This window comes from Streptomyces sp. NPDC007945 (assembly GCF_042958885.1).
Lineage (GTDB): Bacteria > Actinomycetota > Actinomycetes > Streptomycetales > Streptomycetaceae > Streptomyces.
On the sequence record NZ_JBIBJV010000011.1, the window covers coordinates 88823 to 113874 of the forward strand.

Sequence of the window (25052 nt, forward strand, 5' to 3'; positions counted from 1 at the left end):
GCCTTATGTCCGTTTCTGGAGATCCAGTGCGGACGCCGCCCCTACTATGCCGTACCGGGCGCCTTCGATGCGACGGTGCAAGTCGGCACTGCCGAGAACGCGGATGGCGAGGCATCCCCGGTAATCCACCCCGGTGTTCTTGCGGATCGTCTTGGGCTGATGGCGCTTGAGGGTGGTCTTGTTGAAGCGGGCGGGGTCCACGCCCACGAGCTCCGCCCAGTACCGATCTCGTCGGCTGCCGCGCGCTTGGCTGCCTGCCGCTGCTCCTCGCGCCGGCGCATCGTCGCTTCCCAGCCCCGCCGGGCGATCTCGGATGCCTGCTGCGAGGACCGCTTCCGCTCCGCTAGTTCGAGGGACTGGTGTGCGGAGTGTTGACGCCCCGCGGGGTACGCGGGGGTGCGCCCGTAGGGTGGGGGCATGACCGCAACGGGGGCAGATCGGGACGCGCCGGGCGCGCGGGCCGTGTGGTGGTGGGGGCGGCGGCGGAGTGCCGTGCTCGATGTCGGACTGGCGCTGGTGTCGGGGGTGGAGTGCGCCTTCGAGGGGGTGGCGTTCGCCGGCCGCGCGGGGGTGCCGGAGGCGCTGGGGGCGCTGTTCGGGTTCGTGGTGGGGGCCGTGCTGCTGGTGCGTCGGCGGTGGCCGATCACGGTGGTGCTGGTGTCGGTCGCGGTGGCGCCGGCCGAGATGGGTTTCCTGATGGGGATCGTCGGTCTGTACACGCTCGCCGCTTCGGAGGTGCCGCGTCGGTACACGGCCGTGCTGGCGGGGATGGCGACGGTCGCCGTGTTCGTCGTCACGGCGGTGGAGATGCGGCGGGACATCGCCGCGCAGGCGGACGACTTCGATCCGAGTGCCTGGTACGTGCCGGTGATGGCGCTGTTCATGACGCTGGGGTTGAACGCGCCTCCGGTGTTGTTCGGTCTCTACATAGGGGCGCGGCGGCGGCTGATGGAGAGCCTGCGGGAGCGGGCGGACTCGTTGGAGCAGGAGTTGTCGCTGCTGGCGGACCGGGCGGAGCAGCGGGCGCAGTGGGCGCGGCAGGAGGAGCGGCGGCGGATCGCGCGGGAGATGCACGACGTGGTGGCGCATCGGGTGTCGTTGATGGTGGTGCACGCGGCGGCGTTGCAGGCGGTGGCGTTGAAGGATCCCGAGAAGGCGGTGCGGAACGCGGCGCTGGTGGGGGACATGGGGCGTCAGGCGCTGACGGAGTTGCGGGAGATGTTGGGGGTGTTGCGGGAGGAGGCTCCGGTGGCGGTTCCGGCGGTGGTGCCGTTGGCGGCGGTGGGGCGGGCGGCGGCCGCGGCGGCGGAGGCGGCGGCGGGGCCGGGCCTGGGGGCGCTGGAGGAGTTGTGCCAGGAGTCGCGGCGGGCGGGGGCGGTGGTGGAGCTGGTGGTGCTGGGGGAGCCGGGGGCGTATCCGCCGGAGGTGGAGCGGACGGCGTACCGGGTGGTCCAGGAGGCGTTGACGAACGTGCACAAGCATGCCCCGGGCGCTTCGGTGGTGGTGCGGCTGGCGCATCGTGAGGCGGAGGTGGCGGCGCAGGTGGAGAACGGTCCGTCGGACGCGGGTGCGGCGGACGCGGGGTTGCCGAGCGGGGGGAACGGTCTGGTGGGGATGAGGGAGCGGGTGGTGCGGTTGGGGGGTGCGTTCGTGTCGGGGCCGACGGACGCGGGTGGTTTCAAGGTGTCGGCGGTGATTCCGGTGGGGCGGGGTTAGCCGGTGGTGATCCCGGCGGGGTGGGGTTGGCCGGCGGTGAGGCGGACGGGCTGGGTGCCGGTGACGAGGGTGGCGAGGGCGGTGTCGATGTCCCGGCCGAGGTACCAGTCGCCGGTGTGGTCGAGGCTGTAGACGCGGCCTTCGGCGTCCATGGCGAGGACGGCCTGGTGGTCGCCCTCTTCGCCGAGGGGGGCGAGTTCGGTGCCGAGGGCGCGGCCCAGGTCGGCGAGGGTGCGGGCGAGGTGGAGGCCGGCGAGGGGGTCGAAGCGGAGGGTGGCGGGTGCGATCTGGCGGCCGGGGCCGGGGGCGGTGAGGTGGAGGCCGCCGAATTCGGCCCAGGCTTCGACGACGGCGGGGAAGACGGTGTGCCGGTGGCCGGCGGGGGAGACGTGGGCGCGGAGGGTGTCGGCCCATTCCTCGGCGAGTTTGATGTCCCAGCGTCCGGGTTGCCAGCCGGCGTCGCGGAGGGCGGCGTCGACGTTGACGGGGAAGCGGGTGGTGTCGGCCATGGTGCGGGTCAGCCGTTCTCGGTGGGTGTGACGGTGCGGACGCCGAAGTGGTCGAGGAGGGCGGCGCAGGAGCGGCAGGGTGCGGCGTAGCTGCCGTGCAGGGGGTCGCCGTCCTCGCGGATGCGCCGGGCGGTGATCTTGGCGTGTTTGAGGCTGCGGCGGGCCTCGCCCGCGGTGAGGGGCTTGCGCTGGGCGCGCTTGGAGCGGCCGTTCTCGGTGGCGGTGAGGTGCCGGGAGAGCAGGATGGCTTCGGGGCAGCGTCCGGTGAAGCGTTCGCGCTGGCCGCTGGTGAGGGTGTCGAGGAAGTCCTGGACGAGGGCGTGCAGGACGGGTGGCGTGTCGCCGCGGCCGGCGGTGCAGGTGAGGGTCTCGCCGCGGACGGAGAGCGCGGCCCCGACGGCGGGGAGGATGCCGTCGCGGCGGTGGAGCAGTAAGGGGGCGCGACCGTGGTCGGTGTCGCTGCTCCAGTTGAGGCGTGGGTCACCCTGTGTGGGTGTGGTGCTGGCGTACATCGTGCTGGTCTTCCCCTCCTGCAATCCCCCGAGTTGCGGTGACAGCCTGCCAAATAGGGAGCCATATGGGGAAGCTGGGTGGGGGTTTCGCCGCGCCGGTGTGTCGGAGCCGTGGTCGGCCTGTCATGGGGTCGTGACGGTTCGTGACGGTGGGTGTGCGGGGTGGGCCGGTGGGGGCGCGGCCCGGTTCGTGCTCTTGTGGCAGCGCATAGGCTGTGCGGGATCGCTCGGGCGTGCCGGGAGCAGTGGTGTCCGGGTGCGCGAGCGGCGAGTAGCAAGCAGTAGCAGCCAGTGACGCCATGCAGGGGGCAACCGCCATGACGACAGGTCGGCTCGGGCAGTACACCGCGCCACCGAACGCGGCTTATGCCGGGCAGGTCGTGCGCTTCCCGGATCCGGTGCGCGCCTCGCGGCATCCGCGCGGGGTGCGGGTGGACGAGCGGGGGTTCCCGGATTTCTCGCCGTACGCGCGTGCGGCGGCGGAGATCGCGGAGCCTCCGGAGGGTTTCGGTGTCGACGAGCTGCGGCTGACGGACTACGTGTCGGCGAACGCGGCGATGGCGGCGACGGGTCACGAGCTGTGGGACACGATTCCGGCGGTGGCGACGCCGCACGGGTGGACGTGGCATCACGTGGTGGGTTCGCGTCGTCTTGAGTTGGTGCCGGTCGAGGTGAAGGCGTTGCTGCGGCATCACGGTGGGGTGGCGACGGCGGCGGTGGACCATGCGAAGCGGGGGACGCGGCCGCTGCGGGACACGCGTCCGGTGCATTTCGGGCTGCCGAAGTCGGGGATGTCGGTGTCGGAGCAGCAGTTGCAGGGCGTCGAGGAGGATCTCGGCTATCGGCTGCCGGGGGCGTACCGCTCGTTCCTGAAGGTGGCGGGTGGGTGTGCGCCGGTGGGCGCGGCGCTCGACGCGGAGCTGGGGCTTCTGGTGGACCAGCCGTTCTTCACGGTGCGTGAGGAGGCGGGGCTCAACGACCTCGTCTATGTCAACAAGTGTCTGCGGGACCATCTGACGAAGGACTACCTGGGGGTGGCCTTCGTGCAGGGTGGTCTGGTGGCGGTGAAGGTGCGGGGCGCGGGTGTGGGTTCCGTGTGGTTCTGTGCCTACGACGACGTGCGGGACTCCGGGGAGGAGGCCGCGGGGTGGTCGGTGAACGAGCGGGTGGAGCGTCTGCTGCTTCCGTGTGGTGAGGATTTCGACGCGTTCCTGCTGCGGCTGGCCGGCAATCCGCCGGAGTTGGAGACGGTCGCGAATCTGATGGTGGACGGCGGGTTCGCGCGTGCCGTGCCCGTGGTCCCGGTGGGAGGCTGAGCCGGCTGTGGTGACGTTCGCGCAGGCGCAGGAGCGCGCCGAGGAGTGGATCAACGGCGATCTGCCGCCGTACCAGCACCAGGAGGTGCGGGTGCGGGAGTTCGGTCTGGGTTTCGTGGTGTGGGCGGAGGCCCGTGAGGGTGGTCCGACGTCGGACCGGGGCCGGCAGCGGCTGGTGATCGCCCGGGATTCGGGTGAGGCGACGCTGTGGCCGGGGTTGCCGGTGGGTGAGGTGATCCGGCGGTACGAGGAGGAGTACGGGTCCGTGGAGGAGGCGGCGGTGTCGGTTCCGGCGGCGCCGCCGGCGCGGATCGACCTGAATCAGACGTCGTTCCTGCTGAGTCCGCCGGAGTGGTTGCAGGACGCGGCGGACAAGATCGGTCTGCCGCAGCGGCCGAACGCGTCGCAGGAGGAGCGGGCCGAGTCGGAGGGTGAGCCGGACGCGGGCGGGGACGTGGTTCCGGCGTCGGGTCCCGAGGCGGTCGCGGTGTCGGCGTCGGGGTCGGTGTCGTCGGCCGGGGCGGATGCGTCGGACGGTTCGGAGACGCCGGCGGCGGCGATCCCGCTTCCCTCGTTCGACCCGCCCTCGGCTTCTTCGGCGTCTTCGGCTTCTTCGGCTTCTTCGGCGTCTTCGTCTTCCGCTTCGTCGGACGGGGAGTACGAGCCGACGGCGATGGACGGGGTGCCGACGTCGGCGCCGGCCGGTCCGTGGGTCGACGCCAACGCGAGCTCCGGCGGTGTGGAGGGTGTGCCGCTGCCGGCGACGGTGTTCGCGCCGCCGCTGTCGGGGGCCGACGACGAGGACGCCCCGGTGCCGGTGGTGGGCGCGGACGCGCCGACGGCGCTGATGCAGGGCGGGAGCGCGCTGCCGAAGACGGCCGTGGCGCCGCGCCTTGACCCGGCCGCGCCTGCGCCGCCGGTGGCGCCCGGTGCCACTCCGCCGCCGCCCGCGGCCCCGCCGGTCGTGCCGGGCGCGGGGGACATCGCGGACGCGGCGACGAGCAAGGCGACGCTGCCGCCGAAGAAGCAGACGGCGGCGCCGGTCGCGCCGCCGCCTCCGCCGGGGGCGCCCGGTGCGACGTCCGGCGGGCCCGCGCCGGCGCCCGCGTACGTACCGACGCAGCTGGTGCCGCAGACGCCGGCGCCGGGTGTGCCGGTGGGGCAGGCCGCGCCCGTCGGTCCGGGTACGCCTCCGCCGCCCGCGCCGCCGGGCCCGGTGACGCCGCCGCAGCCGGTGCACCACGCGGCGACGATGCTGGCGCATCCCGGGCAGGCCGGTCCGTCCGGCGGGAACGTGCCTCCGCCGCCTCCGCCGCCGGGCGTTCCCGGTGCTCCGGGTGCTCCGGGTGCTCCGGGTGCCTCCGGGGGTGCGGGGACGCCGGCGCACGGCATCGAGCACGCGCCGACGATGCTGGCCCAGCCGGGTCCGGCGGGTCCGGGCGCGCCGGTGCCGCCGCCCGCGCCCGCCCCGGCCGCGCCGCAGGCGCCGGGCCCGATCCCGGCTCCCGCTCCGGCGCCGGGTCCCGTCCCGGCTCCGGCCTACGGGTATCCGCAGCCGCCGGCCGGTGTGCCGACGGTGGGCCCCGGGTACCAGGCGGTGCTGCGGTACCGGGCGCCGGACGGTTCGGAGCAGCAGATCATCCGGCGTTCGGCGCCGGGCACCCCGCATCCGGAGTGGCAGATCCTGCACGAGCTGCGCGGGCTCGGCGTGCCGCCGCAGCAGGTGCTCGAACTCCACACGGAGCTGGCCTCCTGTGAGCTGCCGGGCGGTTACTGCGCGCGGATGATCCGGGAGACGTGGCCGCAGGCGCGGATCACCAGCATCGCCCCGTACGGCCGCGACCACGCGGGCCGTCAGCAGGGCATGCGTCAACTGCTCACCCATCAGGGCGAGTTGCATCAGGTGGCGGACGGTCCGGCGCGGCCCGCTCCGGTACGGGCTCCGCTGCCGCAGGTGCAGCCGGCACCGCCGGTGCCGCCGGAGGCCGTGGCGCAGGAGCTGGCGGGCGCGTTCGGGCCGGGGATCCTCCGGTTCGACCAGCGCGCGGTGTCCCGGCAGGGCGTGCCGGAGCTGGTGGCGGTCACGCTCATGTGGGCGGGCCTTCCGGCGGACTTCGGGCCGTTCTTCTGGGCGCAGCCCGCGATGCCGGTGGTGCCGACGCTGGCGGAGCTGGCGCAGCAGCGCCAGGTGCCGGCGGCGCCGGACGCGAGCTCGTACCTGGTGCTGGGTTCGGACTTCGGGCGGGCGATCTGCGTCCAGTACGGGACCGCGCACATCGTGGCGGTGCCGGTGGAGGCCGGTCCGGGCGGGGCGTCGGTGCCGCCGCAGTTCGTGAACACCGGGCTGCCGGAGTTCACGCGGTCGATGGCGCTGCTCGGGCGGATGTGGCGGCTGCGGTTCGGGCTCACGCCGGAGCAGGCGGGGCGCTGGACGGTCGACTTCCAGGCGCAGCTGGCGATGCTGGATCCGGCGGCGCTGTCCTCGCCGGAGAACTGGTGGTCGGTGCTGCTGGAGCAGATGTGGGACGGGCTGCTCTGAGGTGTCGGAAGGGCGCCGGATCTGACGCCGTGTGAGAGCGGAATGTGATGAAGGGCGCTCGATGTGTGATCACGTCGGGCGCCTTTTGTCCGTTCTTATGGCGCATCCTGGTGGGTGAGGACAGAGGGAAGGGGCGCAGATGAGTTTCTCCGTCGGACGGGGCCGGGGCTACCGCCCGGAGCAGGTCGACCGGTACGTCGACGCGCTGTCCCGGGAGCGCGACGAGACCTGGGAGCGGGCCGCGCGGCTGACCGTCCTCGCGAAGGAGATGGAGACGGAGCTGGCCGCGCTGCGGGAGACCGTCGCGGCGCTGAAACCGCAGCGGTACGAGTCCCTGGGCGAGGCCGCCGTACAGATCCTGAAGCTCGCGGAGCAGGAGGACGAGCGGCTCGTGCGCGCCGCCGAGGCCGAGGCGCAGGCCGTCGCGGAGGCGGCGGACGCGGCGGCCCGGGAGGCCGGGGAGGCGGCCAGGACGTACGCGGAAGGGGTCCGGGCCGAGGCCGAGGCGAAGGCCCGCGGCACCCTGGAGGCCGCCCGCGAACGCGCCGAGGAGCTGGCCGTCATCGCCCGCCGGGACGCCGAGGGGGCCAGGGAGGCGGCGAAGGAGGCGTACGAGGAGACGGCGCACCGCGCGGCCGAGCTCCTGGCCCACCAGGCCGAGGAGCACCGTGCCGCCCGCGCCGAGGCCGACCGCGAGGCGGAGGAGGCCGCCGCGGCGCTCGACGCCCGCCACGTCGAGCAGGTCGCCCGGGCCGAGGCCCGCCTGGAGGAGGCCGGTCGCGCCCTCGCCCGCACCGAGGAGGAGGCCCGTCACCGCCAGGAGGACGCCGACGCGAAGGCCGCGGAGATCCTGACGGAGGCCCGGCTCACGGCCGAGCGGACGGAGCGGGCGACGGAACGGCTGCTGCGCGAGCACGACGAGTCCCGCGACGAGATCCACTCCCACATGGAGCACATCCGCAACTCCCTCGCCGCCCTCACCGGCCGCCCGACGGCGCAGGAACCCGCGGAAGCCCCGGCCGAGGCCCCGGCGGAAAACCCCGAGCCGGTTGAGGAACCCCGCCCGTAGGCTCCGCGCATGCGGATGAAGCTGACGGCGGTGAACCTCGACTGCGCCGACCCCCTGGCCCTCGCCGACTTCTACGCGAGGGCCACGGGGCTGACCCCGCACGCGCGGTCCGACGCCGACTTCGCCGCGCTCGTGGACGGGGACCGCCTGGTCCTCGGCTTCCAGCGGGTCGCGGACCACCGCCCGCCGACCTGGCCCGACGGCGACGTCCCGGCCCAGCTCCACCTCGACTTCGACGTGGACGACCTCGACGAGGCCGTGGCCGCACTGACCGCCCTCGGCGCCACCCTCCCCGCGGCCCAGTCCCGCCCCGACCGCTGGCGCGTCCTCCTGGACCCGGCCGGTCACCCCTTCTGCGTCTCCCCCCGGAGGCGGCGCCCGATGTGACCGTCCGGTAGCGTCTGGCCTCCCAGGGGAGGGAAACGATCATGCACATCACGCGCACGCGCGCCCGCCGTCTCGCGGCCGCCGCCGTCACCGTCGTCCTCGCCGCCACCGGCGGCACGCTCACCACACTCCCGGCCGCCGCCGCGCCGGTCGCGCCGGTGGCCACGCAGGACCAGCAGGCGTCCGCCGTACCGTTCCCGCGCGACGCGGACGTCGTCGGCGCGGGCCCGAGCGGCTTCCTGTCGAAGACCCGGAGCGGCGCGCCGGAGTTCCGGTGGACCCGGTACGCGGACGGCACCTCGACGGTGCTGCCGGGCCCGTCCGCCGCGGGCGGCGGCGGGGACCTCGTCGTCACCGGAGACCGGGCGATGCTCACCGTCAGCTCGGTGCTGAAGGTCCACGACACGGCGAAGCCGGGCACACCGCCGGTCACGGTCGACCTCGACGCGCTCGGCGACTACTCCTACACGGGCCTGGCCGGCGACACGCTGCTCCTCGGCCGGTACGAGGACGGGTACGAGGTCCAGTACGCCGCCACGCTCGACGCCGAGGTGCTCGCCGGAGGCACGCCGAAGCCCCGCAAGCTGGTCGGCGGGCCGCAGATCAGCTGCATGGGCGCCGAGGAGGGGTGGACCGGCGGCGGCGCCGCGCTCTACGACTGCGAGATCGGCGTGGGGCGTTCGGTGACGGCCGCCAAGATCCTCGTCGACCTCGCCACCGGCGAGGACGCCTGGTTCGCCCGCTCCGCGGACGAACTGCCCTGGTGGGGCGCCGTCTCCGCCACGCACGCGGCCTGGCGCGAGTCCCGGCCCGGGGGCAGCGGCATCGTCGCCGTCCGCCGGGGCGCGTCCGCCGAGGAGCGGTGGATCCCGGACGCCGCCGCGTGGTCCGACCCGCTGTATCTGGTCGGCGGCTGGCTGGCGTCCGGCCAGAAGGTCTCCATCGAGGAGGACACCTACGTCCCGGGCGGCCACAACCCGCGGAAGCGGCCCCTCACCCTCCGGTCGCTCGACACCGGCGAGACGTTCGAGGCCCTCACCGCGTACTCCTCCGCCGTCGCCGCCCCCGGCGGCTCGCTGCTGGTCCGCGGCGGCACGCCCGAGCACGGCGAAGGGCTGTACCGGATCTCACCGGGCGCCGACGGCGGCCGCCCGCTGGTCGAACAGGTCGCGTCCACCGGCCAGTCGACCGTCGTCGCCCTCACCGGCTCCTCGGTGCCGAAGGAGCTCACCGGCGCGCAGGCGGCGCGCGGGGTCGACCTCGGCTGGGACCTGTCCCGGGCGGACAGCCACGTCTGGCTGACCGTCACCCACCTGCCCAGCCGGACGACCACGTACAGCGGCTGGGGCGTCCCCGCCGGAACCGTGGCCGGGACCCCCCGCAGGTTCGCCTGGCACTGGGACGGCAAGGACCTGGACCCCGCGAACCCGGACGCGCCCGCCCGCAACGGCACGTACGAGTGGGAGATCAACGCCCGCCCGGACGACGGCATCGGCCCCGACCTCGTCACCACCGGCCGGTTCACCGTGACCCGGCCCCCCGCCGCGCACGACTACGACGACGACGGCACCGCCGACCTCCTCGCCCGGGACCCGCAGGGCGTCCTGTGGCGGTACGGCACCCGGCCCACCGCCCCCGGCGGCCCGCTCACCGGCACCAGCGCCTCGCGGGTGGGCGGCGGCTGGCAGGCGTACGACCGGCTGGTGTCCGTCGGGAACGTCGCGGGCGGCTCCGCGCCCGACAGCGTGGCCCGCGACCGCTCCGGAGTGCTCTGGCTCTACCAGGGCACCGGCAAGCGGAACGCCCCCCTCGCGGCCCGGACGCAGATCGGCGGCGGCTGGCAGACGTACGACCGGATCACCGGCGGCGGCGACGTCACCGGCGACCGGCGGCCCGACGTCCTCGCCACCGACAAGACCGGCGTCCTGTGGCTCTACGCGGGCACCGGCAACGCCAAGGCGCCGTTCTCCACGCGGAAGAGGATCGGCGGCGGCTGGCAGGCCTACAACGAGATCACCTCCGCCGGGAACCTCGGCGGCGCGGGCGCCGGCGACCTCCTCGCCCGGGACCGTTCCGGTGTCCTCTGGCTGTACCTCGGCAAGGGCGACGGCACCTTCGCCGCACGCAAGCAGGTCGGCGGCGGCTGGGGCGGCTTCAAGGGCCTCACCGCCGTCGGCGACGCCGACGGCGACGGCCGCGCCGACCTCGTCGCCTGGAACGGCGACGAGACCTTCTACGCGGGCACCGGCGACTGGTCCGCCCCCTTCAAGCGGGGCGTCCGGACGAACCTGACCCAGGACGCGGCGTACGACTCCGCCTTCTGAGCCCTACTCCGCCGGTGACCAGGGGGCGGCCAGCAGTTCCGCGACGCCGCGCCGATCCCTGGTCACCGGCGGCGCGCCGGCGGCCCTGCCCAGGGCGACCATCGAGACGACGGCCCAGCCGGGGGAGGGAGCCAGTTCCTCGGTGAGCCCCTCCAGGTCGAAGGCGCGGAACTGGTGCGCCGCCAGGCCCATCGCCTGCGCCTGCACGGTCATGTGGGCGACGGCCTGGCCCAGGTCGTAGTCGGCGAACTCGGAGTACACCACCTCCGAGCCGTCGACGTGCCGCCGCGTCAGCGCCACGACCAGGAGGCCCGCGTCCACCGCCCACCGGGCCGCGCTCGGCGCGAGGTGCGGCACCACCCGCGCGTGCCCCGGCTCCCCGGGCCGCGCCGTGAAGAACCCCCACGGCTGGGAGTTGCCCGCGGAGGGCGCCCAGCGGGCCGCTTCCAGGAGAAGGTGCAGGGCCCGGTCGTCGACCCGCCCGGCCGGGTCGAACCGGCGCGGACTGAACCGGGCCGCGAGCAGGGGATGGAGACCGCCGCGCGGTTCCGGATCAGGACGCATGTCCGCACCCAACCCGCCCCCGTACAGGACTATTCCGTCCCGACGTCGAGCAGGCACTCCGCCCACACCGTCTTCCCCGGCGCCCCGGGCCTCGGATGCCACCCCCACCGCTGTGCGAGCCCCCCGACGAGCAGCAGCCCCCGGCCGCCCTCGGCGGGATCCGTCTCGCCGGGATGGCCGTGGCGCCGGCACGGCAGGCGTTCGGCCCGGGTGTCGCTCACCTCGACCCGCGCGACCGGCCGGGGCGCCTCCGTGGCGCGGAGCGAGAGGTGGAAGTCCCTCCCCGGCACGTGCCCGTGCCGCACCGCGTTCGCCGCCAGCTCGGCCGCGACCAGCACGACGCCCTCGTGCGCCGCGCTCCCGTACGGCACCCCCCACTCGTCCAGCCGCACGGCGACCATCCGCCGCGCGAGCCGCGCGCCCCGGGGCGTGGAGGTGAACCGCATGGCGAAGGCGCGGCCGGTCAAGTAAGGCGAGGTGGCCGGGAGTTGGGTGGGCCCACTGGGGCTGCCGATGTTGCTCGTCATGCCCTCCAAGCTCCTCTTGGTGGCGTAGCGTGACCAGTGGTGACGCGCCGACGCGATCCGCTTGTACGCGCCGTGTCGGCGCAGGTACGAGAGGCGGGGTGCGGTGGAAGAAGAGGTGCCGGAGCCGGAGGCGGGACCCGACGCCGAGGCGGGCCAGGCGGCGGACAAGTCCGGCAAGGGCGTGGTGGCGGCGTTCGGGCAGAGCCTGAAGACGCTGCGGGTGCGGGCGGGGATGGAACGGGAGGAGTTCGGCAAGCGGCTCGGCTACTCGGCCTCGACCATCGCCTCCTTCGAGCAGGGCAGACGGATCCCTCCCCCGCGCGCGATCGACCGGTCGGACGAGGTGCTGGGCGCCGGCGGGCTGTTGAAGGTCTGGAAGGACCAGTTGGAGGAGGCGCAGTACCCGGCGTTCTTCCAGGGTATGGCGCAGCTGGAGAAGCGGGCGATAGAGCTGTTGGCGTACGACACCCTGGTGGTGAAGGGGCTGTTGCAGACGGAGGAGTACCTGCGGGCGGTGTTGAACAACCGACGGCCGCTGCTCGACACCGAGGTCATCGAGCAGCGCGTGACCGCCCGTCTTGCCCGCCAGGCCATCTTCGATCGCCGCCCCACCCCCATGCTCAGTTTCGTCATGTGCGAGTCGGTGCTGCGGCGGCGAATCGGCGGCAAGGGCGTGTTGCGCGGGCAGCTGGAGCATCTGCTTCTCATCGGTCAGCGGAGGAACGTCGAGATCCAGATCATGCCGTTCGACTGCGAGGACAACTCGGGTGTGGACGGGCCGTTCACCGTCGTCACCCGAGATGACGGCAAGAGGTTCGCCTACGCCGAAGCTCAGGGAACCGGCACGTTGGAGGCCGACCCCAAACGGGTGATCCTCGCCGCAGCCCGCTATGGGACCATCCGGTCGCAGGCTCTCAGCCCGCGAGAGTCGCTTGCGTTCATCGAAAGACTGTTGGGAGACCTATGAACAGCGCGGAGCCCCTCGCCTGGTTCAAGAGCAGTTACAGCGGTGCTGAAGGCGGTGACTGCGTCGAGGTCGCGTTCGCCTGGTTCAAGAGCAGCTACAGCGGCGGCGAAGGCGGCCAGTGCGTCGAGGTCGCGGCCGGCGCGGGAACCGTGTACGTCCGCGACTCGAAGGACGTGGCCCGGCCTGCCCTGCGGGTCTCGCACGACGCGTGGGCCGGGTTCGTCGGGCTCGCCTCGGCGGAGTAGTACAACCGCCGCTTGTACGTACGGGGGCCCTGCCCGTCCGAGCCGGACGGGCAGGGCCCCCGTGTCCGCGGCGAGAGACCCTTGACCTCAAGTGGACTTGAGGGTCGACAGTTTCGGCATGGACATCGAAGAGATGCAGCGGCAGCTGCGGGCCCTGGCCGACCGTGCCGAGATCACCGACCTGATGGGCCGCTACCTGCGGTCCCTGGACGTGGGGGTGTTCGACGAGGAGTGGGTCGACGCGTTCCACACCGAGGACGTCACCGCCGAGATGCCCATCGGCACGGTGCGCGGACGGGACGCCCTGCTGGCGCATGTCCGGGAGGCCATGGCGCTGTTCGAGCGGACCGTGCACCTGGGGACCGACCTCGTCGTCGAGGTCGACGGCGACCGGGCCACCGCGAGGGGCGCCCAGTTGAGCACGCACGTCCTGGCGGACGGGTCGGGCGGCCTGTTCGTGTCCGCCGGGCACGTCGACAACGAGCTGGTGCGGACGGCCGACGGGTGGCGGATCGCCGCCTCGGCGCTGCGGGTGGTGTGGACCCGCGGCACTCCGCCGCGGCTGCCGGACGGCTTCGTCCCGGCCCTCACGGCTTGAGGCCGGGGCGGTCCCGCTCCTTCTCGTCCCCCGTCGCCTCCTCCAGGACCGGGAAGCGGCGGGGGGCGAGGGTGAGGAGGGCGAGGAGGGCGAGGGCGGCGGCGGCCGCGGCGCCGAAGTAGACCCAATCGACGGCCGCGTCGACCGCGCGGCGGATGGCGTCGGTGGTGTCGAGCGAGCGGGCGAGGGCGTCGAGGTCGGTGTCGGTGCCGAGGCGGGCGGCGAGGACCGCGTTGGCGACCGCTCCGAAGGCGGCGGCGCCGACGCTCTGGCCGACCTGGCGGCAGAAGAGGACGGAGGCGGTGGTGGTGCCGCGTTCCTCGTAGGGGACCGTCGACTGGACGCCGACCATCAGGGGGAGTTGGAAGAGACCCAGGCAGGCGCCGAGGGCCAGCATCAGGAGGGCCGGCTGCCAGGCCTCCCCCGGGTAGGGGAGGAAGGGGAAGGCGAGCAGGCAGGCGAGGGCGCCGGAGATGCCGAGGACGGCGGTCAGGCGGAAGCCGATGCGGGTGTAGACGCGGTTGGAGAAGGCCGCGGAGATCGGCCAGCTCAGCGTCCAGGCGGAGAGGACGAAGCCGGCGGCGATCGGGCCGAGGCCGAGGACCGACTGGGCGTAGGTCGGCAGGAAGACGGTCGGGGCGACCATGAGGAGGCCGAGGGCGCCCAGGGACACGTTGACGGCGGCGATGGTGCGGCGGCGCCACACCCAGCCGGGCAGCATCGGCTCCGCCGCCCGGCGTTCGACGGCCACCGTGGCGGCGGCGAGGACGGCCGCGCCGCCGAGGAGGGCCAGGGACGGCGGCGAGAGCCACGGCCAGGCCACGCCGCCCTGGACGAGCGCGGTCAGCAGCAGCGCGCCGGTCGCGAAGACGCCCAGCGCACCGGCCCAGTCGACGCGGACCGGGGCCGTACGCGGGGGCCTGGCGGGCTCCTTGAGGTGGCGGACGATCAGCCAGAGGGCGACGCCGCCGAGGGGCAGGTTGACGAGAAAGATCCAGCGCCAGTCGGCGTAGCCGGCGAGGAGGCCGCCGACCGCCGGGCCCGCGACGGCGGACGTCGCCCAGACCGAGGAGAGCCGCGCCTGGATCCTGGGCCGCTCCTTGAGCGGGTACAGGTCGGCGGCGATGGTCTGGACGGTGCCCTGGAGGGCGCCTCCGCCGAGGCCCTGCACGACGCGGAAGGCGATGAGCGCGGCCATGTCCCAGGCGGCGGCGCAGAGCAGGGAGCCGAGGAGGAAGAGGACGGTGCCGGCGACGAGGACCGGCTTGCGGCCGTAGGTGTCGCTGAGCCGGCCGTACACGGGGAGGGTGACGGTGACGGCGAGGAGGTAGCCGGAGAAGAGCCAGGAGAAGACGGAGAGGCCGCCGAGGTCGCCGACGATCTGGGGGACGGCGGTGGCGACGATGGTGCCGTCGAGGGCGGCGAGCGCCATGCAGAGCATGAGGGCGGCCACGACGGGGCCGCGCCGCGGGTTCGCGGGCGGGTCGTCCTGGCCGGTCCGTTCCGGGGCCGCTCTCCCGTCCGCCACCACGCGCCGCTTCCTTTCTTCGTACACCTAAATGGGCGCGGACAGGGTCTCACTCCGACCACGGGCTGAGGAACCCCTAAGGGAAGCTCCCCCATGCGAGCCAGGGGGCGGTCGTCCCGGCGGAGGACGAGAAGGGGCGGGCGCGGTTCTTAACTGGTTCCTACAAGCCCTGACCGCCGCTGCGACGAGGAGAAGACCGTGACTTCGGCTGTGACCATTCCCAGGGACGGGAGTACCGGAGGGAAGACGGCCGTCGCCGCGCGAGCGCGGCAGGTCGTCAAGGCGTACGGGTCGGGGGAGACCCGGGTCGTCGCCCTCGACCACGTCGACGTGGACATCGCCCGCGGCCGGTTCACCGCGATCATGGGCCCCTCGGGGTCCGGCAAGTCGACCCTGATGCACTGCCTCGCCGGCCTCGACACCGTCACCGGCGGGCAGATCTTCCTCGACGAGACCGAGATCACCGGGCTCAAGGACAAGAAGCTCACCCAGCTGCGCCGGGACCGGATCGGCTTCATCTTCCAGGCGTTCAACCTGCTGCCGACCCTCAGCGCGCTGGAGAACATCACGCTGCCCATGGACATCGCCGGACGCAGGCCCGACAAGGAGTGGCTGGACCGGGTCGTCGAGACCGTCGGCCTCGCCGGACGCCTCAAGCACCGGCCGACCGAGCTCTCCGGCGGACAGCAGCAGCGCGTCGCCGTCGCCCGGGCGCTCGCCGCCCGGCCGGAGATCATCTTCGGCGACGAGCCGACCGGCAACCTCGACTCGCGGGCCGGCGCCGAGATCCTCGGCTTCCTGCGCCGCTCCGTCGACGAGCTGGGGCAGACGATCGTCATGGTCACCCACGACCCGGTCGCCGCCTCCTACGCGGACCGGGTGCTGTACCTCGCGGACGGGCGGATCGTCGACGAGATGGAGCGGCCGACCGCCGAGGCCGTCCTCGACCGCATGCTCCTCTTCGCCGGGGGGAACCCCGAGACCGCCGACTCCGACGCGCGCGGGCGGACCTCGTGACCGTCCTCAGAACCTCGCTGCGCAACCTCCTCGCCCACAAGGGCCGGATGGCGCTCTCCGCCGTCGCCGTGCTCCTCTCCGTCGCGTTCGTGTCCGGGACCCTCGTCTTCACCGACACCATGAACACGACCTTCGACAAGCTCTTCGCCGTCACCGCCTCCGACGTCACCGTCTCCCCGGCCTCGGCCGACCCGGCGGACGAGACCCCGGACACCGGCCGCCCCGAGTCCCTCCCGGCCTCCGTCGTCGCCGAGGTGCGCGGCGCGAAGGGCGTCGCCGAGGCGCGGGGCTCCGTCACCTCCATGGGCGTCACCGTCGTCGACCGGGAGAACGAGAACGTCGGCCCCACCAGCGGCGCCCCGACGATCGCCGCCGACTGGAGCCCGTACGAGCTGCGCACGGTCGAACTCGTCGAGGGCCACGAGCCGCGCGGCCCCACCGACGTCGTCGTCGACCGCGGCACCGCCGACAAGCACGGCCTGGAGCTCGGCGCCCCGCTGCGCACGATCACCGCCGACGGCGACTTCACCGCGCGTGTCTCCGGCATCGTCGCGTTCAAGGTCACGAACCCCGGCGCCACCCTCGTCTACTTCGACACCGCGACCGCGCAGCGGCGACTCCTCGGCAAGGAGGGCCTGTTCACGCAGGTCATGGTGGAGGCGGAGCCCGGCGTCGACCACACCGCGCTGAAGGCGGACGTCGCCGCCGCGCTCGGCGACGGCTACAAGGTCCAGACGGCCGCCGAGGTCGCCGAGGAGGGCAGCGAGGACCTGGCCGGCTTCCTCGACGTCATGAAGTACGCGATGCTCGGCTTCGCCGGGATCGCGTTCCTCGTCGGCATCTTCCTCATCGTCAACACCTTCTCCATGCTGGTCGCCCAGCGCACCCGCGAGATCGGCCTGCTGCGGGCCATCGGCGCCGGGCGCAGGCAGATCAACCGCTCCGTCCTCGTCGAGGCCGTCCTCCTCGGACTCATCGGCTCGGTCGCCGGCGTCGCCGCCGGCGTCGGACTCGCCGTCGGCCTGATGGAGCTCATGTCGACGATGGGCATGGAGCTGTCCACCCGCGACCTCACCGTCGCCTGGACCACCCCCGTCGTCGGCCTCGTCCTCGGCGTCCTCGTCACCGTCCTCGCCGCGTACGTCCCGGCCCGCCGAGCCGGCAAGGTCTCCCCGATGGCCGCCCTCCGCGACGCCGGCACCCCCGCCGACGGCCGCGCCGGACGCGTCCGCGGCGCCGTCGGACTGCTCCTCACCCTCGCCGGCGGCGGGGCGCTGTGGGCCGCGGCCGCGGCCGAGCGGGCCGGTACGGGTTCGCTGTGGCTCGGCGTCGGCGTCGTGCTCTCGCTGCTCGGCTTCGTCGTCCTCGGCCCGGTCCTCGCGGGCGGTGTCGTCCGCGTCCTCGGCGCCGTCGTCCTGCGGGTCTTCGGGCCCGTCGGCCGGATGGCCGAGCGGAACGCGCTGCGCAACCCGCGCCGCACCGGCGCGACCGCCGCCGCCCTGATGATCGGCCTCGCGCTCGTCGCCGGCCTGTCCGTCGTCGGCTCCTCCATGGTCGCCTCGGCCACCGACGAGCTCGACCGGTCCGTCGGCGCGGACTACATCGTGCAGAACCGGATGGGCGCGCCGATCGTGCCGCAGGCGCAGGCCGCGGTGGAGAGGACGGTCGGCCTCGACCACGTCACCGAGTACCGGCCGGCGGACGTGCGGATCACCGGCCCGGACGGCACCGTCTCCGAGGAGTGGCTGGCGGCGACCGAACCCTCGTACATCGGCGACCTCAGGCGCGAGGTGACCGCCGGCGACCTGGCGGCCGCGTACGCCCCCGGGGCGATGTCCGTCGGCAGCGACTACGCCACCGCGCACGGCGTGGAGGTCGGCGACACCCTCACCGTCGCCTTCGCGCCCGGCTCGACCGCGAAGCTGAAGGTCGCCGCGATCACGGCGGACACCGGGAACGTCGACAACGGCGCGATGTACACGAACGTCACCACCGCCCGCGCGCACCTGCCGGCCGACCGGCTGCCGGCCGCCAAACTGCTGCTCGCCGGCGCGAAGGACGGCCAGGAGGAGGCGGCGTACGCGGCGCTGAAGGAAGCGCTGGCCCCGTACCCCCAGTACACGGTCTCCGACCAGGCCGACTACAAGAAGGACCTCCAGGACCAGGTCGGGCAGCTGCTGAACATCATCTACGGGCTGCTGGCGCTCGCGATCGTCGTCGCGATCCTCGGCGTGGTGAACACGCTGGCCCTGTCGGTGGTCGAGCGCACCCGCGAGATCGGCCTCATGCGGGCCATCGGCCTCTCCCGCCGGCAGCTGCGCCGCATGATCCGCCTGGAGTCGGTCGTCATCGCCCTCTTCGGCGCGCTCCTCGGCCTCGGGCTCGGCATGGGCTGGGGCACGGCCGCGCAGCGGCTCCTCGCCCTGGAGGGCTTCGGGGTCCTGGAGATCCCCTGGACGACGATCCTCACGGTCTTCGTCGGCTCGGCCTTCGTGGGCCTCTTCGCGGCCCTCGTCCCGGCGTTCCGCGCGGGCCGGATGAACGTCCTGAACGCGATCGCGAGCGACTAGGCCGGACGCGGCGGCACGCCCCCCTGGGCCTCACCCCATCGGGTGAGGCCCACCCGCCGTCCCCGCGGGCGCCCGCACCCGCCGTCCCTGTGGGCAGGCGTCCCGCAGGGCGGGGCGGGTGCCCGCAACGGAACGGCGCGGCGCGTCGTAGGGTGGAAGGCCCCGGCCCGTTCACGTGTCGGGTGGTTCGCGTTGCCGCTTGTCCGTTCGCCCTCGTACGTACCGGGATGGATGCTCCATGAGCCTGCACGGTCTGCTCGACCTCGTCGTCAAGGACGCGGCCCTCGCGGAGGCGGTGGCGGCCGCGTCGGACGGGAAGCGTCCGCACGTGGACCTGGTCGGCCCCGCCGCCGCCCGCCCCTTCGCCGTGGCCGCGCTGGCCAGGGACTCGGGGCGCCCGGTCCTCGCGGTGACGGTGACCGGCCGCGAGGCCGAGGACCTGGCGGCGGCGCTGCGGTCGCTCCTCGACCCGGACACCGTCGCCGAGTACCCGTCCTGGGAGACGCTGCCGCACGAGCGGCTCTCGCCCCGTTCGGACACCGTCGGCCGGCGTCTCGCCGTGCTCCGGCGGCTCGCCCACCCGAGCCCGGACGACCCGGCGGCGGGCCCCGTCTCCGTCGTCGTCGCGCCGATCCGTTCCGTACTCCAGCCGCAGGTCAAGGGGCTGGGGGAGCTGGAGCCTGTGGCGCTGAGGACCGGGCAGACGGCGGATCTGAACGACGTGGTGGAGGGGCTGGCCGCCGCCGCGTACTCCCGGGTCGAGCTGGTCGAGAAGCGCGGCGAGTTCGCCGTCCGCGGCGGCATCCTGGACGTCTTCCCGCCGACCGAGGAGCACCCGCTCCGGATCGAGTTCTGGGGCGACGACGTCGAGGAGATCCGCTACTTCAAGGTCGCCGACCAGCGTTCGCTGGAGGTCGCCGCGCACGGCCTGTGGGCGCCGCCCTGCCGCGAGCTGCTGCTGACGGAGGACGTGCGCGGACGGGCCGCGGCCCTCGCCGAGGAGCACCCGGAGCTCGGCGAGATGCTGAACAAGATCGCCGAGGGCATCGCCGTCGAGGGCATGGAGTCCCTCGCGCCGGTCCTCGTCGACGACATGGAGCTGCTGCTCGACGTCCTGCCCGCCGGGTCGATGGCCGTCGTCTGCGACCCCGAGCGGGTGCGGACCCGCGCCGCCGACCTGGTCGCCACCAGCCAGGAGTTCCTCCAGGCCTCGTGGGCGGCGACGGCCGGCGGCGGCGAGGCGCCGATCGACGTCGGCGCCGCCTCCCTGTGGGGGATCGCGGACGTCCGCGACCGGGCGCGGGAGCTCGGCATGATGTGGTGGTCGGTGTCGCCGTTCGCGGCGGACGCGGAGACCGACGGCGACACCCTCGCGCTGGGCATGCGCGCCCCGGAGTCGTACCGCGGCGACACCGCCCGCGCGCTCGCCGACACCAAGGGCTGGCTGGCCGACGGCTGGCGGACGGTGTACGTCACGGAGGCCCACGGCCCGGCGTCCCGCACCGTCGAGGTGCTGGGCGGCGAGGGCATCGCGGCCCGCCTGACCGGCGACCTGACCCAGGTCGAGCCCGCGGTCGTGCACGTGGCCTGCGGCTCGATCGACTTCGGCTTCGTCGACCCGGCGCTGAAGCTCGCCGTCCTCACCGAGACCGACCTGTCCGGGCAGAAGGCGGCCGGCAAGGACGGCCAGCGGATGCCGGCCAAGCGCCGCAAGACCATCGACCCGCTGACCCTGGAGGTCGGCGACTACATCGTGCACGAGCAGCACGGCGTCGGCCGCTACCTGGAGATGGTGCAGCGGACCGTGCAGGGCGCGACCCGCGAGTACCTCCTCGTCGAGTACGCCCCCGCCAAGCGCGGCCAGCCCGGCGACCGCCTGTACATCCCGACGGACCAGCTGGAGCAGGTCACCAAGTACGTCGGCGGCGAGGCGCCCACCCTGCACCGGCTGGGCGGCGCCGACTGGACCAAGACGAAGCAGCGGGCGAAGAAGGCGGTCAAGGAGATCGCCGCCGACCTGATCAAGCTGTACAGCGCCCGGATGGCGGCCCCCGGCCACGCCTTCGGCCCCGACACCCCGTGGCAGCGGGAACTGGAGGACGCCTTCCCGTACGCGGAGACGCCCGACCAGCTCTCGACGATCGCCGAGGTGAAGGAGGACATGGAGAAGACGGTCCCGATGGACCGGCTGATCTGCGGCGACGTCGGCTACGGCAAGACGGAGATCGCGGTGCGGGCCGCCTTCAAGGCGGTCCAGGACGGCAAGCAGGTCGCCGTCCTGGTGCCGACGACCCTCCTGGTGCAGCAGCACTTCGGCACCTTCAGCGAGCGGTACGGGCAGTTCCCGGTGAACGTCCGCGCCCTGTCCCGCTTCCAGACGGACGCCGAGTCGAAGGCGACCCTGGAGGGGCTGAGGGACGGCTCCGTCGACGTCGTCATCGGCACCCACCGGCTGTTCTCCTCGGAGACCAGGTTCAAGGACCTCGGCCTGGTCATCGTCGACGAGGAGCAGCGCTTCGGCGTCGAGCACAAGGAGCAGCTGAAGAAGCTCCGCGCCAACGTCGACGTCCTCACCATGTCGGCCACCCCCATCCCCCGGACGCTGGAGATGGCGGTCACCGGCATCCGCGAGATGTCGACGATCACCACCCCGCCGGAGGAGCGGCATCCGGTCCTCACCTTCGTCGGCCCCTACGAGGAGAAGCAGATCGGCGCGGCGATCCGCCGCGAACTCCTCCGCGAGGGCCAGGTGTTCTACATCCACAACCGGGTCGACTCCATCGACCGCGCCGCCGCCCGGCTCCGCGAGATCGTCCCCGAGGCGCGCATCGCGACGGCCCACGGCCAGATGACGGAATCGGCCCTGGAGCAGGTCGTCGTCGACTTCTGGGAGAAGAAGTTCGACGTGCTCGTCTCGACGACGATCGTCGAGTCCGGCATCGACATCTCCAACGCCAACACCCTCATCGTGGAGCGCGGCGACAACTTCGGCCTCTCCCAGCTCCACCAGCTGCGCGGCCGCGTCGGCCGCGGCCGAGAGCGCGGCTACGCCTACTTCCTCTACCCGCCGGAGAAGCCCCTCACGGAGACCGCCCACGAGCGGCTCGCGACCATCGCGCAGCACACCGAGATGGGCGCCGGCATGTACGTGGCGATGAAGGACCTGGAGATCCGCGGCGCGGGCAACCTCCTCGGCGGCGAGCAGTCCGGCCACATCGCGGGCGTCGGCTTCGACCTGTACGTCCGCATGGTCGGCGAGGCCGTCGCGGACTACCGCGCCTCCCTGGAGGGCGGCGCGCAGGAGGAGGCCCCGCTGGAGGTCAAGATCGAGCTGCCGGTCGACGCCCACGTCCCCCACGACTACGCCCCCGGCGAGCGCCTCCGCCTCCAGGCCTACCGCGCCATCGCCTCCGCGAACTCCGAGGAGGACATCAACGCGGTCCGGGAGGAACTCACCGACCGCTACGGCAAGCTGCCCGAGCCGGTCGAGAACCTCCTCCTCGTCGCCGGCCTGCGCATGCTGGCCCGCGCCTGCGGAGTCGGCGAGATCGTCCTCCAGGGCCCCAACATCCGCTTCGCGCCCGTGGAGCTGCGCGAGTCCCAGGAACTCCGCCTGAAGCGCCTCCACCCCAAGTCCGTCATCAAGCCGGCCGTCCACCAGATCCTGGTGCCCCGCCCCGCCACCCGCCCCATCGGCGGCAAGCCCCTCGTCGGCCGCGAACTCCTCGCCTGGACGGGCGAGTTCCTGACGACGATCCTGGACTGACGGCACCCGGACGGCACGAAACGATCACTATCGGCGGTTTTCGTGCCTAGGATTTCCGGGTGCTGATACGTCGAAGGCTTCGCCGCGCCCCCGCTTCCGCCGTCGGGCTGTCCGGGCTCGTCCTTCTCCTGGGGCTCTCCGGGTGCGCCCCCTCCGGGGGCGGCGGGGACGGGGCGTCCGGCGGGCGGGAGTCCTCCGGGGGGTCCGTGTCCGCGCGGGTCGCGAGTCCCCTGGGGAATCCGGACGGGACGAAGCCGGGGCTCGCGCCGGTGGCGGACGGGGAGCGGGCGCGGGCCCGGGAGCTCATCGGGGGGCTCGCCACCAAGGGGCGGGGGCCGCGCACGGGGTACGCGCGGGACGCGTTCGGGCACGCGTGGCTGGACAAGGCGGACGGCGTGCCGTTCGCGCGCAACGGCTGCGACACCCGCAACGACCTGCTCCGCCGCGACGGCCGCGCGCTGCGCTTCCGGGACGGTTCGGACTGCGTGGTCGTGGCGATGACGCTGGACGACCCGTACACCGGCACCACCATCGACTGGCGCAAGCAGAAGGCCGCCGAGGTCCAGATCGACCACGTGGTGCCGCTCTCGTACGCCTGGCAGATGGGCGCCTCCCGCTGGCCGGACGCGAAGCGGCAGCGGCTCGCCAACGACCCGCTGAACCTGCTGCCGGTCGAGGGCCGCGCCAACTCGGCCAAGGGCGACTCCGGTCCGGCGTCGTGGCTGCCGCCTGCCAAGGGCGTCCGCTGCGCCTACGCGGTCCGGTTCGCGCAGGTGGCGGAGAAGTACGAGCTGGCGGTGACCGGTCCGGACCGGACGGCGATGCTGCGGCAGTGCGGCGGCTGAACGATTCGGTACGGAGGGTCCGGTACGGACGTCCCAGTACGGAGGGTCCGGTCCGAACGGTCCGGTCGGTCCGGTCGGACCCGTCCGGTCCGATAATCGGTTGGCGCGGGGTCGGCCGGTCTCTAGCCTGCGGATCATGGACCAGCAACTGACGATCACCACGCTCGCGGAGCGCCCCGAACTCGAAGGGCCGATGTGGTCCATGAAGGACCTGTGGCCCGAGTTCATGATGTACGACCCGATCGGCTGGTCCCACATGGGCCGGATCGTGCGGGAGTTCCCCGAGTACGTGCTCGTGGCCACCGACCCGTCCGGCACGGTCGTCGCCCGCGGTTTCAGCGTGCCGTTCCGCCTCGACGCCGACGGGCGGCGGACCCTGCCCGACCGGGGCTGGGACGAGGTGCTGCTGTGGGCCTTCTCCGACCTGCGGCACGGGAAGACCCCCGACACGGTGAGCGCCATCGAGATCACCGTCGACACCGGCGCCCTCGGACGCGGGATCTCGCACCGGATGCTCGCCGCGATGCGGGAGAACGTGCGCCGCCTCGGCTTCTCCGAGCTGGTCGCGCCGGTCCGGCCCAACGGCAAGCACCTGGAGGCCGGGGCCTCCATCCACGAGTACGCCGTCCGCACCCGGGAGGCCGACGGGCTGCCCCACGACCCGTGGCTGCGGGTCCACGTCCGCGCCGGCGGCCGGATCGACGCGGTCGCGCCCGCGTCGATGACGGTCTCGGGCTCCCTGGAGCAGTGGCGGACCTGGACGGGGCTCCCCTTCGACACGGACGGCCCGGTCGAGGTGCCGGGCGCGCTCGTGCCCGTGCACTGCGAGGCCGCCCGCGGCTACGCGGTCTACGTCGAGCCCAACGTGTGGGTGCGGCACGCCGTCGCCGCCTCCTGAGCCGGCTGACCCGGGCCGAACCGGGCTGACGCGGGGCACGGAGCCGCCCCCGCGGGGTGATCTTCGGGGCGGGCGCTGTACCGTACGGCGTCCCCGTCGTACGCGTGTGCAACGTGCCGCGCGCCCGTAACCGTGAGAGGTCCCGACCGTGAACCAGCCCCTCGTCCTGGAGAAGGGCGCCGCCGTCCCGCGCCGCGAGGGACCGCCCCCGCTGCCCGCCCGGGCGGCGCTCGCCGCCGTGCCGGTGTTCAGCCTCGGCGTCCTCGGCTGGGTGCCCGCGCTGGTGCTCGCCCTGTACCGGGGGACCCGCGCGGACTGGCTGGCCGCGCTGCTCCTCACCGCCGCCTCGGTCGGCTGGTGCTTCCAGGTGGCGCTGACCCCCGTCGACACCTCCGGCGGGGCCTTCCTCCTCGACGTGGTGCTGCTCGCCCTCTCCACGGTGGGCGCGGCCGTCCACGTCCTGCTGGCGCGCGGCAAGGGGCGGGTCGCGTGAAGACCAGGCGTACGTGGCGCACCCGCGCCCGGAAGGCGGAGGCCCGCTCCACCGCGCCCGACGTGCTCGCCGCGGCGGCCGGGCTGCTGCGCGGCCGGGCCGGCTGGGCGGTCGGGTCGGTCCTCCTCGTCCTGCTGGGGCTGCTCGCGGCCCGGCTGGTCTCCGGCGCCCTCGGCGACGACGGCGGCACGCCCCCGGACACCCGGGCCCGGGCCTACGCGGACCGGGACGCCTGCCTCCTGACGGACGAGCGGGGCATCGTGTCCGACGGGCCCGCCGCGCCCCTGTGGGAGGGCATGCAGCGCGCGTCGGCGGACGGGCGGGTGCGGGTGACGTTCGTGCCGGTCATGGGCGAGCGCACGGCGGCGAACGCGCGCCCGTTCCTCAACGGTCTGGTGCAGCGCGACTGCGAGGTCGTCGTGGCCTCGGGCCCGGCCCAGGTGGCGGCGGCGACGGAGGCCGCGGCGGCGAACGACGGCGTCCGGTTCGTCGTGGTCGACGAGGGTTCCGCTCCCGGCGGGCTGCCGGAGAACGTGACGCGGATCGCGGCCGGCGAGAAGGCCGGCGACGAGGTCGAGGCGGTCGTGGCGAGGTTCGCGCGCGAGGAGTGACCTTCGGGGCGGGGGCCGGGACCCGGCCGGGCCCCGTCAGGGGGCGGGACG

The 25052-nt window shown here is 73.9% G+C and carries 21 protein-coding genes and 1 pseudogene; 16 read left to right on the forward strand and 6 right to left on the reverse strand.

Going from position 1 to position 25052, the window contains the following annotated elements; all coding sequences use genetic code 11:
- Nucleotides 1-3: 3 nt before the first annotated feature.
- Nucleotides 4-228, reverse strand: a pseudogene (locus tag ACFZCF_RS28250) (hypothetical protein); the annotation flags it as partial.
- 189 nt (nucleotides 229-417) lie between these two features.
- On the opposite strand from ACFZCF_RS28250, the gene ACFZCF_RS28255 reads away from it, so the two are divergent.
- On the forward strand, nucleotides 418-1716 hold the full coding sequence (locus tag ACFZCF_RS28255; protein WP_388449176.1) for a sensor histidine kinase: 1299 nt from the start codon (nucleotides 418-420) through the stop codon (nucleotides 1714-1716).
- Here ACFZCF_RS28255 and ACFZCF_RS28260 read toward each other — a convergent pair.
- On the reverse strand, nucleotides 1713-2225 hold the full coding sequence (locus tag ACFZCF_RS28260) for an SUKH-3 domain-containing protein (RefSeq protein ID WP_391289704.1): 513 nt from the start codon (nucleotides 2223-2225) through the stop codon (nucleotides 1713-1715). The genes ACFZCF_RS28255 and ACFZCF_RS28260 overlap by 4 nt on opposite strands.
- An 8-nt stretch (nucleotides 2226-2233) precedes the next feature.
- The gene (locus tag ACFZCF_RS28265) at nucleotides 2234-2737 is read right to left on the reverse strand and encodes a YwqJ-related putative deaminase (RefSeq protein ID WP_388449172.1); all 504 of its coding nucleotides are present in this window, start codon (nucleotides 2735-2737) and stop codon (nucleotides 2234-2236) included.
- A gap of 317 nt (nucleotides 2738-3054) precedes the next feature.
- Between ACFZCF_RS28265 and ACFZCF_RS28270 the strand changes: the two genes are divergently transcribed.
- The 5 genes from ACFZCF_RS28270 (at nucleotide 3055) to ACFZCF_RS28290 (ending at nucleotide 10372) form a co-directional block, all read left to right on the forward strand.
- A complete protein-coding gene (locus ACFZCF_RS28270) occupies nucleotides 3055-4053 on the forward strand; it encodes an SMI1/KNR4 family protein (protein WP_388449170.1) in 999 nt (332 codons plus the stop codon).
- 7 nt (nucleotides 4054-4060) lie between these two features.
- On the forward strand, nucleotides 4061-6592 hold the full coding sequence (locus ACFZCF_RS28275; RefSeq protein WP_391289707.1) for an SUKH-4 family immunity protein: 2532 nt from the start codon (nucleotides 4061-4063) through the stop codon (nucleotides 6590-6592).
- A gap of 139 nt (nucleotides 6593-6731) precedes the next feature.
- Nucleotides 6732-7661, forward strand: coding sequence for a cellulose-binding protein (locus tag ACFZCF_RS28280; RefSeq protein WP_391289709.1), 930 nt, complete (start codon nucleotides 6732-6734; stop codon nucleotides 7659-7661).
- A gap of 9 nt (nucleotides 7662-7670) precedes the next feature.
- Nucleotides 7671-8048 (forward strand): VOC family protein, encoded by a 378-nt coding sequence (locus ACFZCF_RS28285; protein WP_391289710.1) that lies wholly within the window; start codon nucleotides 7671-7673, stop codon nucleotides 8046-8048.
- Between the two features lie 41 nt (nucleotides 8049-8089).
- Nucleotides 8090-10372 carry an FG-GAP-like repeat-containing protein gene (locus ACFZCF_RS28290; protein ID WP_391289712.1) on the forward strand — a complete coding sequence of 761 codons (2283 nt, stop codon included), beginning with the start codon at nucleotides 8090-8092 and terminating at the stop codon, nucleotides 10370-10372.
- Between the two features lie 3 nt (nucleotides 10373-10375).
- Here ACFZCF_RS28290 and ACFZCF_RS28295 read toward each other — a convergent pair whose 3' ends face one another.
- Together ACFZCF_RS28295 and ACFZCF_RS28300 are read right to left on the reverse strand one after the other, a co-directional pair.
- The gene (locus ACFZCF_RS28295) at nucleotides 10376-10936 is read right to left on the reverse strand and encodes a nitroreductase family protein (protein ID WP_391289714.1); all 561 of its coding nucleotides are present in this window, start codon (nucleotides 10934-10936) and stop codon (nucleotides 10376-10378) included.
- 29 nt (nucleotides 10937-10965) lie between these two features.
- A complete protein-coding gene (locus ACFZCF_RS28300; protein ID WP_391289716.1) occupies nucleotides 10966-11463 on the reverse strand; it encodes an ATP-binding protein in 498 nt (165 codons plus the stop codon).
- 103 nt (nucleotides 11464-11566) lie between these two features.
- On the opposite strand from ACFZCF_RS28300, the gene ACFZCF_RS28305 reads away from it, so the two are divergent.
- From ACFZCF_RS28305 to ACFZCF_RS28315, 3 genes are all read left to right on the forward strand, one after another.
- On the forward strand, nucleotides 11567-12430 hold the full coding sequence (locus ACFZCF_RS28305; protein WP_391289718.1) for a Scr1 family TA system antitoxin-like transcriptional regulator: 864 nt from the start codon (nucleotides 11567-11569) through the stop codon (nucleotides 12428-12430).
- Entirely contained in the window at nucleotides 12427-12675 is a 249-nt protein-coding gene (locus ACFZCF_RS28310; protein ID WP_388449153.1) for a DUF397 domain-containing protein, read from the forward strand. Before ACFZCF_RS28305 ends, ACFZCF_RS28310 begins: the two co-directional genes overlap by 4 nt.
- A gap of 118 nt (nucleotides 12676-12793) precedes the next feature.
- Nucleotides 12794-13273: a nuclear transport factor 2 family protein gene (locus ACFZCF_RS28315; RefSeq protein ID WP_388449151.1), complete on the forward strand. Its 480-nt coding sequence runs from the start codon at nucleotides 12794-12796 to the stop codon at nucleotides 13271-13273.
- Here the strand turns inward: ACFZCF_RS28315 and ACFZCF_RS28320 are convergent.
- Nucleotides 13263-14801, reverse strand: a complete 1539-nt coding sequence (locus ACFZCF_RS28320; protein WP_388449148.1) for an MFS transporter — start codon at nucleotides 14799-14801, stop codon at nucleotides 13263-13265. The two genes, ACFZCF_RS28315 and ACFZCF_RS28320, sit on opposite strands and share 11 nt — an antisense overlap.
- Nucleotides 14802-14999: 198 nt before the next feature.
- On the opposite strand from ACFZCF_RS28320, the gene ACFZCF_RS28325 reads away from it, so the two are divergent.
- The 7 genes from ACFZCF_RS28325 to ACFZCF_RS28355 all read left to right on the forward strand — a co-directional run bounded on the left by ACFZCF_RS28325 (nucleotide 15000) and on the right by ACFZCF_RS28355 (nucleotide 25001).
- Complete coding sequence (locus ACFZCF_RS28325; RefSeq protein ID WP_388449146.1) at nucleotides 15000-15818, forward strand: ABC transporter ATP-binding protein; 819 nt, start codon at nucleotides 15000-15002, stop codon at nucleotides 15816-15818.
- On the forward strand, nucleotides 15815-18388 hold the full coding sequence (locus tag ACFZCF_RS28330) for an FtsX-like permease family protein (protein ID WP_391289721.1): 2574 nt from the start codon (nucleotides 15815-15817) through the stop codon (nucleotides 18386-18388). The genes ACFZCF_RS28325 and ACFZCF_RS28330 overlap by 4 nt, the downstream gene beginning before the upstream one ends.
- A 238-nt stretch (nucleotides 18389-18626) precedes the next feature.
- Nucleotides 18627-22154, forward strand: a complete 3528-nt coding sequence (gene mfd / locus ACFZCF_RS28335; RefSeq protein WP_391289723.1) for a transcription-repair coupling factor — start codon at nucleotides 18627-18629, stop codon at nucleotides 22152-22154.
- A 65-nt stretch (nucleotides 22155-22219) separates the two neighbouring features.
- Nucleotides 22220-22999 (forward strand): HNH endonuclease family protein, encoded by a 780-nt coding sequence (locus ACFZCF_RS28340; protein WP_388449283.1) that lies wholly within the window; start codon nucleotides 22220-22222, stop codon nucleotides 22997-22999.
- Between the two features lie 136 nt (nucleotides 23000-23135).
- Entirely contained in the window at nucleotides 23136-23897 is a 762-nt protein-coding gene (locus ACFZCF_RS28345) for an N-acetyltransferase (protein ID WP_388449140.1), read from the forward strand.
- A gap of 148 nt (nucleotides 23898-24045) precedes the next feature.
- On the forward strand, nucleotides 24046-24390 hold the full coding sequence (locus ACFZCF_RS28350; RefSeq protein WP_391289725.1) for a hypothetical protein: 345 nt from the start codon (nucleotides 24046-24048) through the stop codon (nucleotides 24388-24390).
- The gene (locus ACFZCF_RS28355; RefSeq protein WP_391289728.1) at nucleotides 24387-25001 is read left to right on the forward strand and encodes a BMP family ABC transporter substrate-binding protein; all 615 of its coding nucleotides are present in this window, start codon (nucleotides 24387-24389) and stop codon (nucleotides 24999-25001) included. The genes ACFZCF_RS28350 and ACFZCF_RS28355 overlap by 4 nt, the downstream gene beginning before the upstream one ends.
- Nucleotides 25002-25052 lie beyond the last annotated feature (51 nt).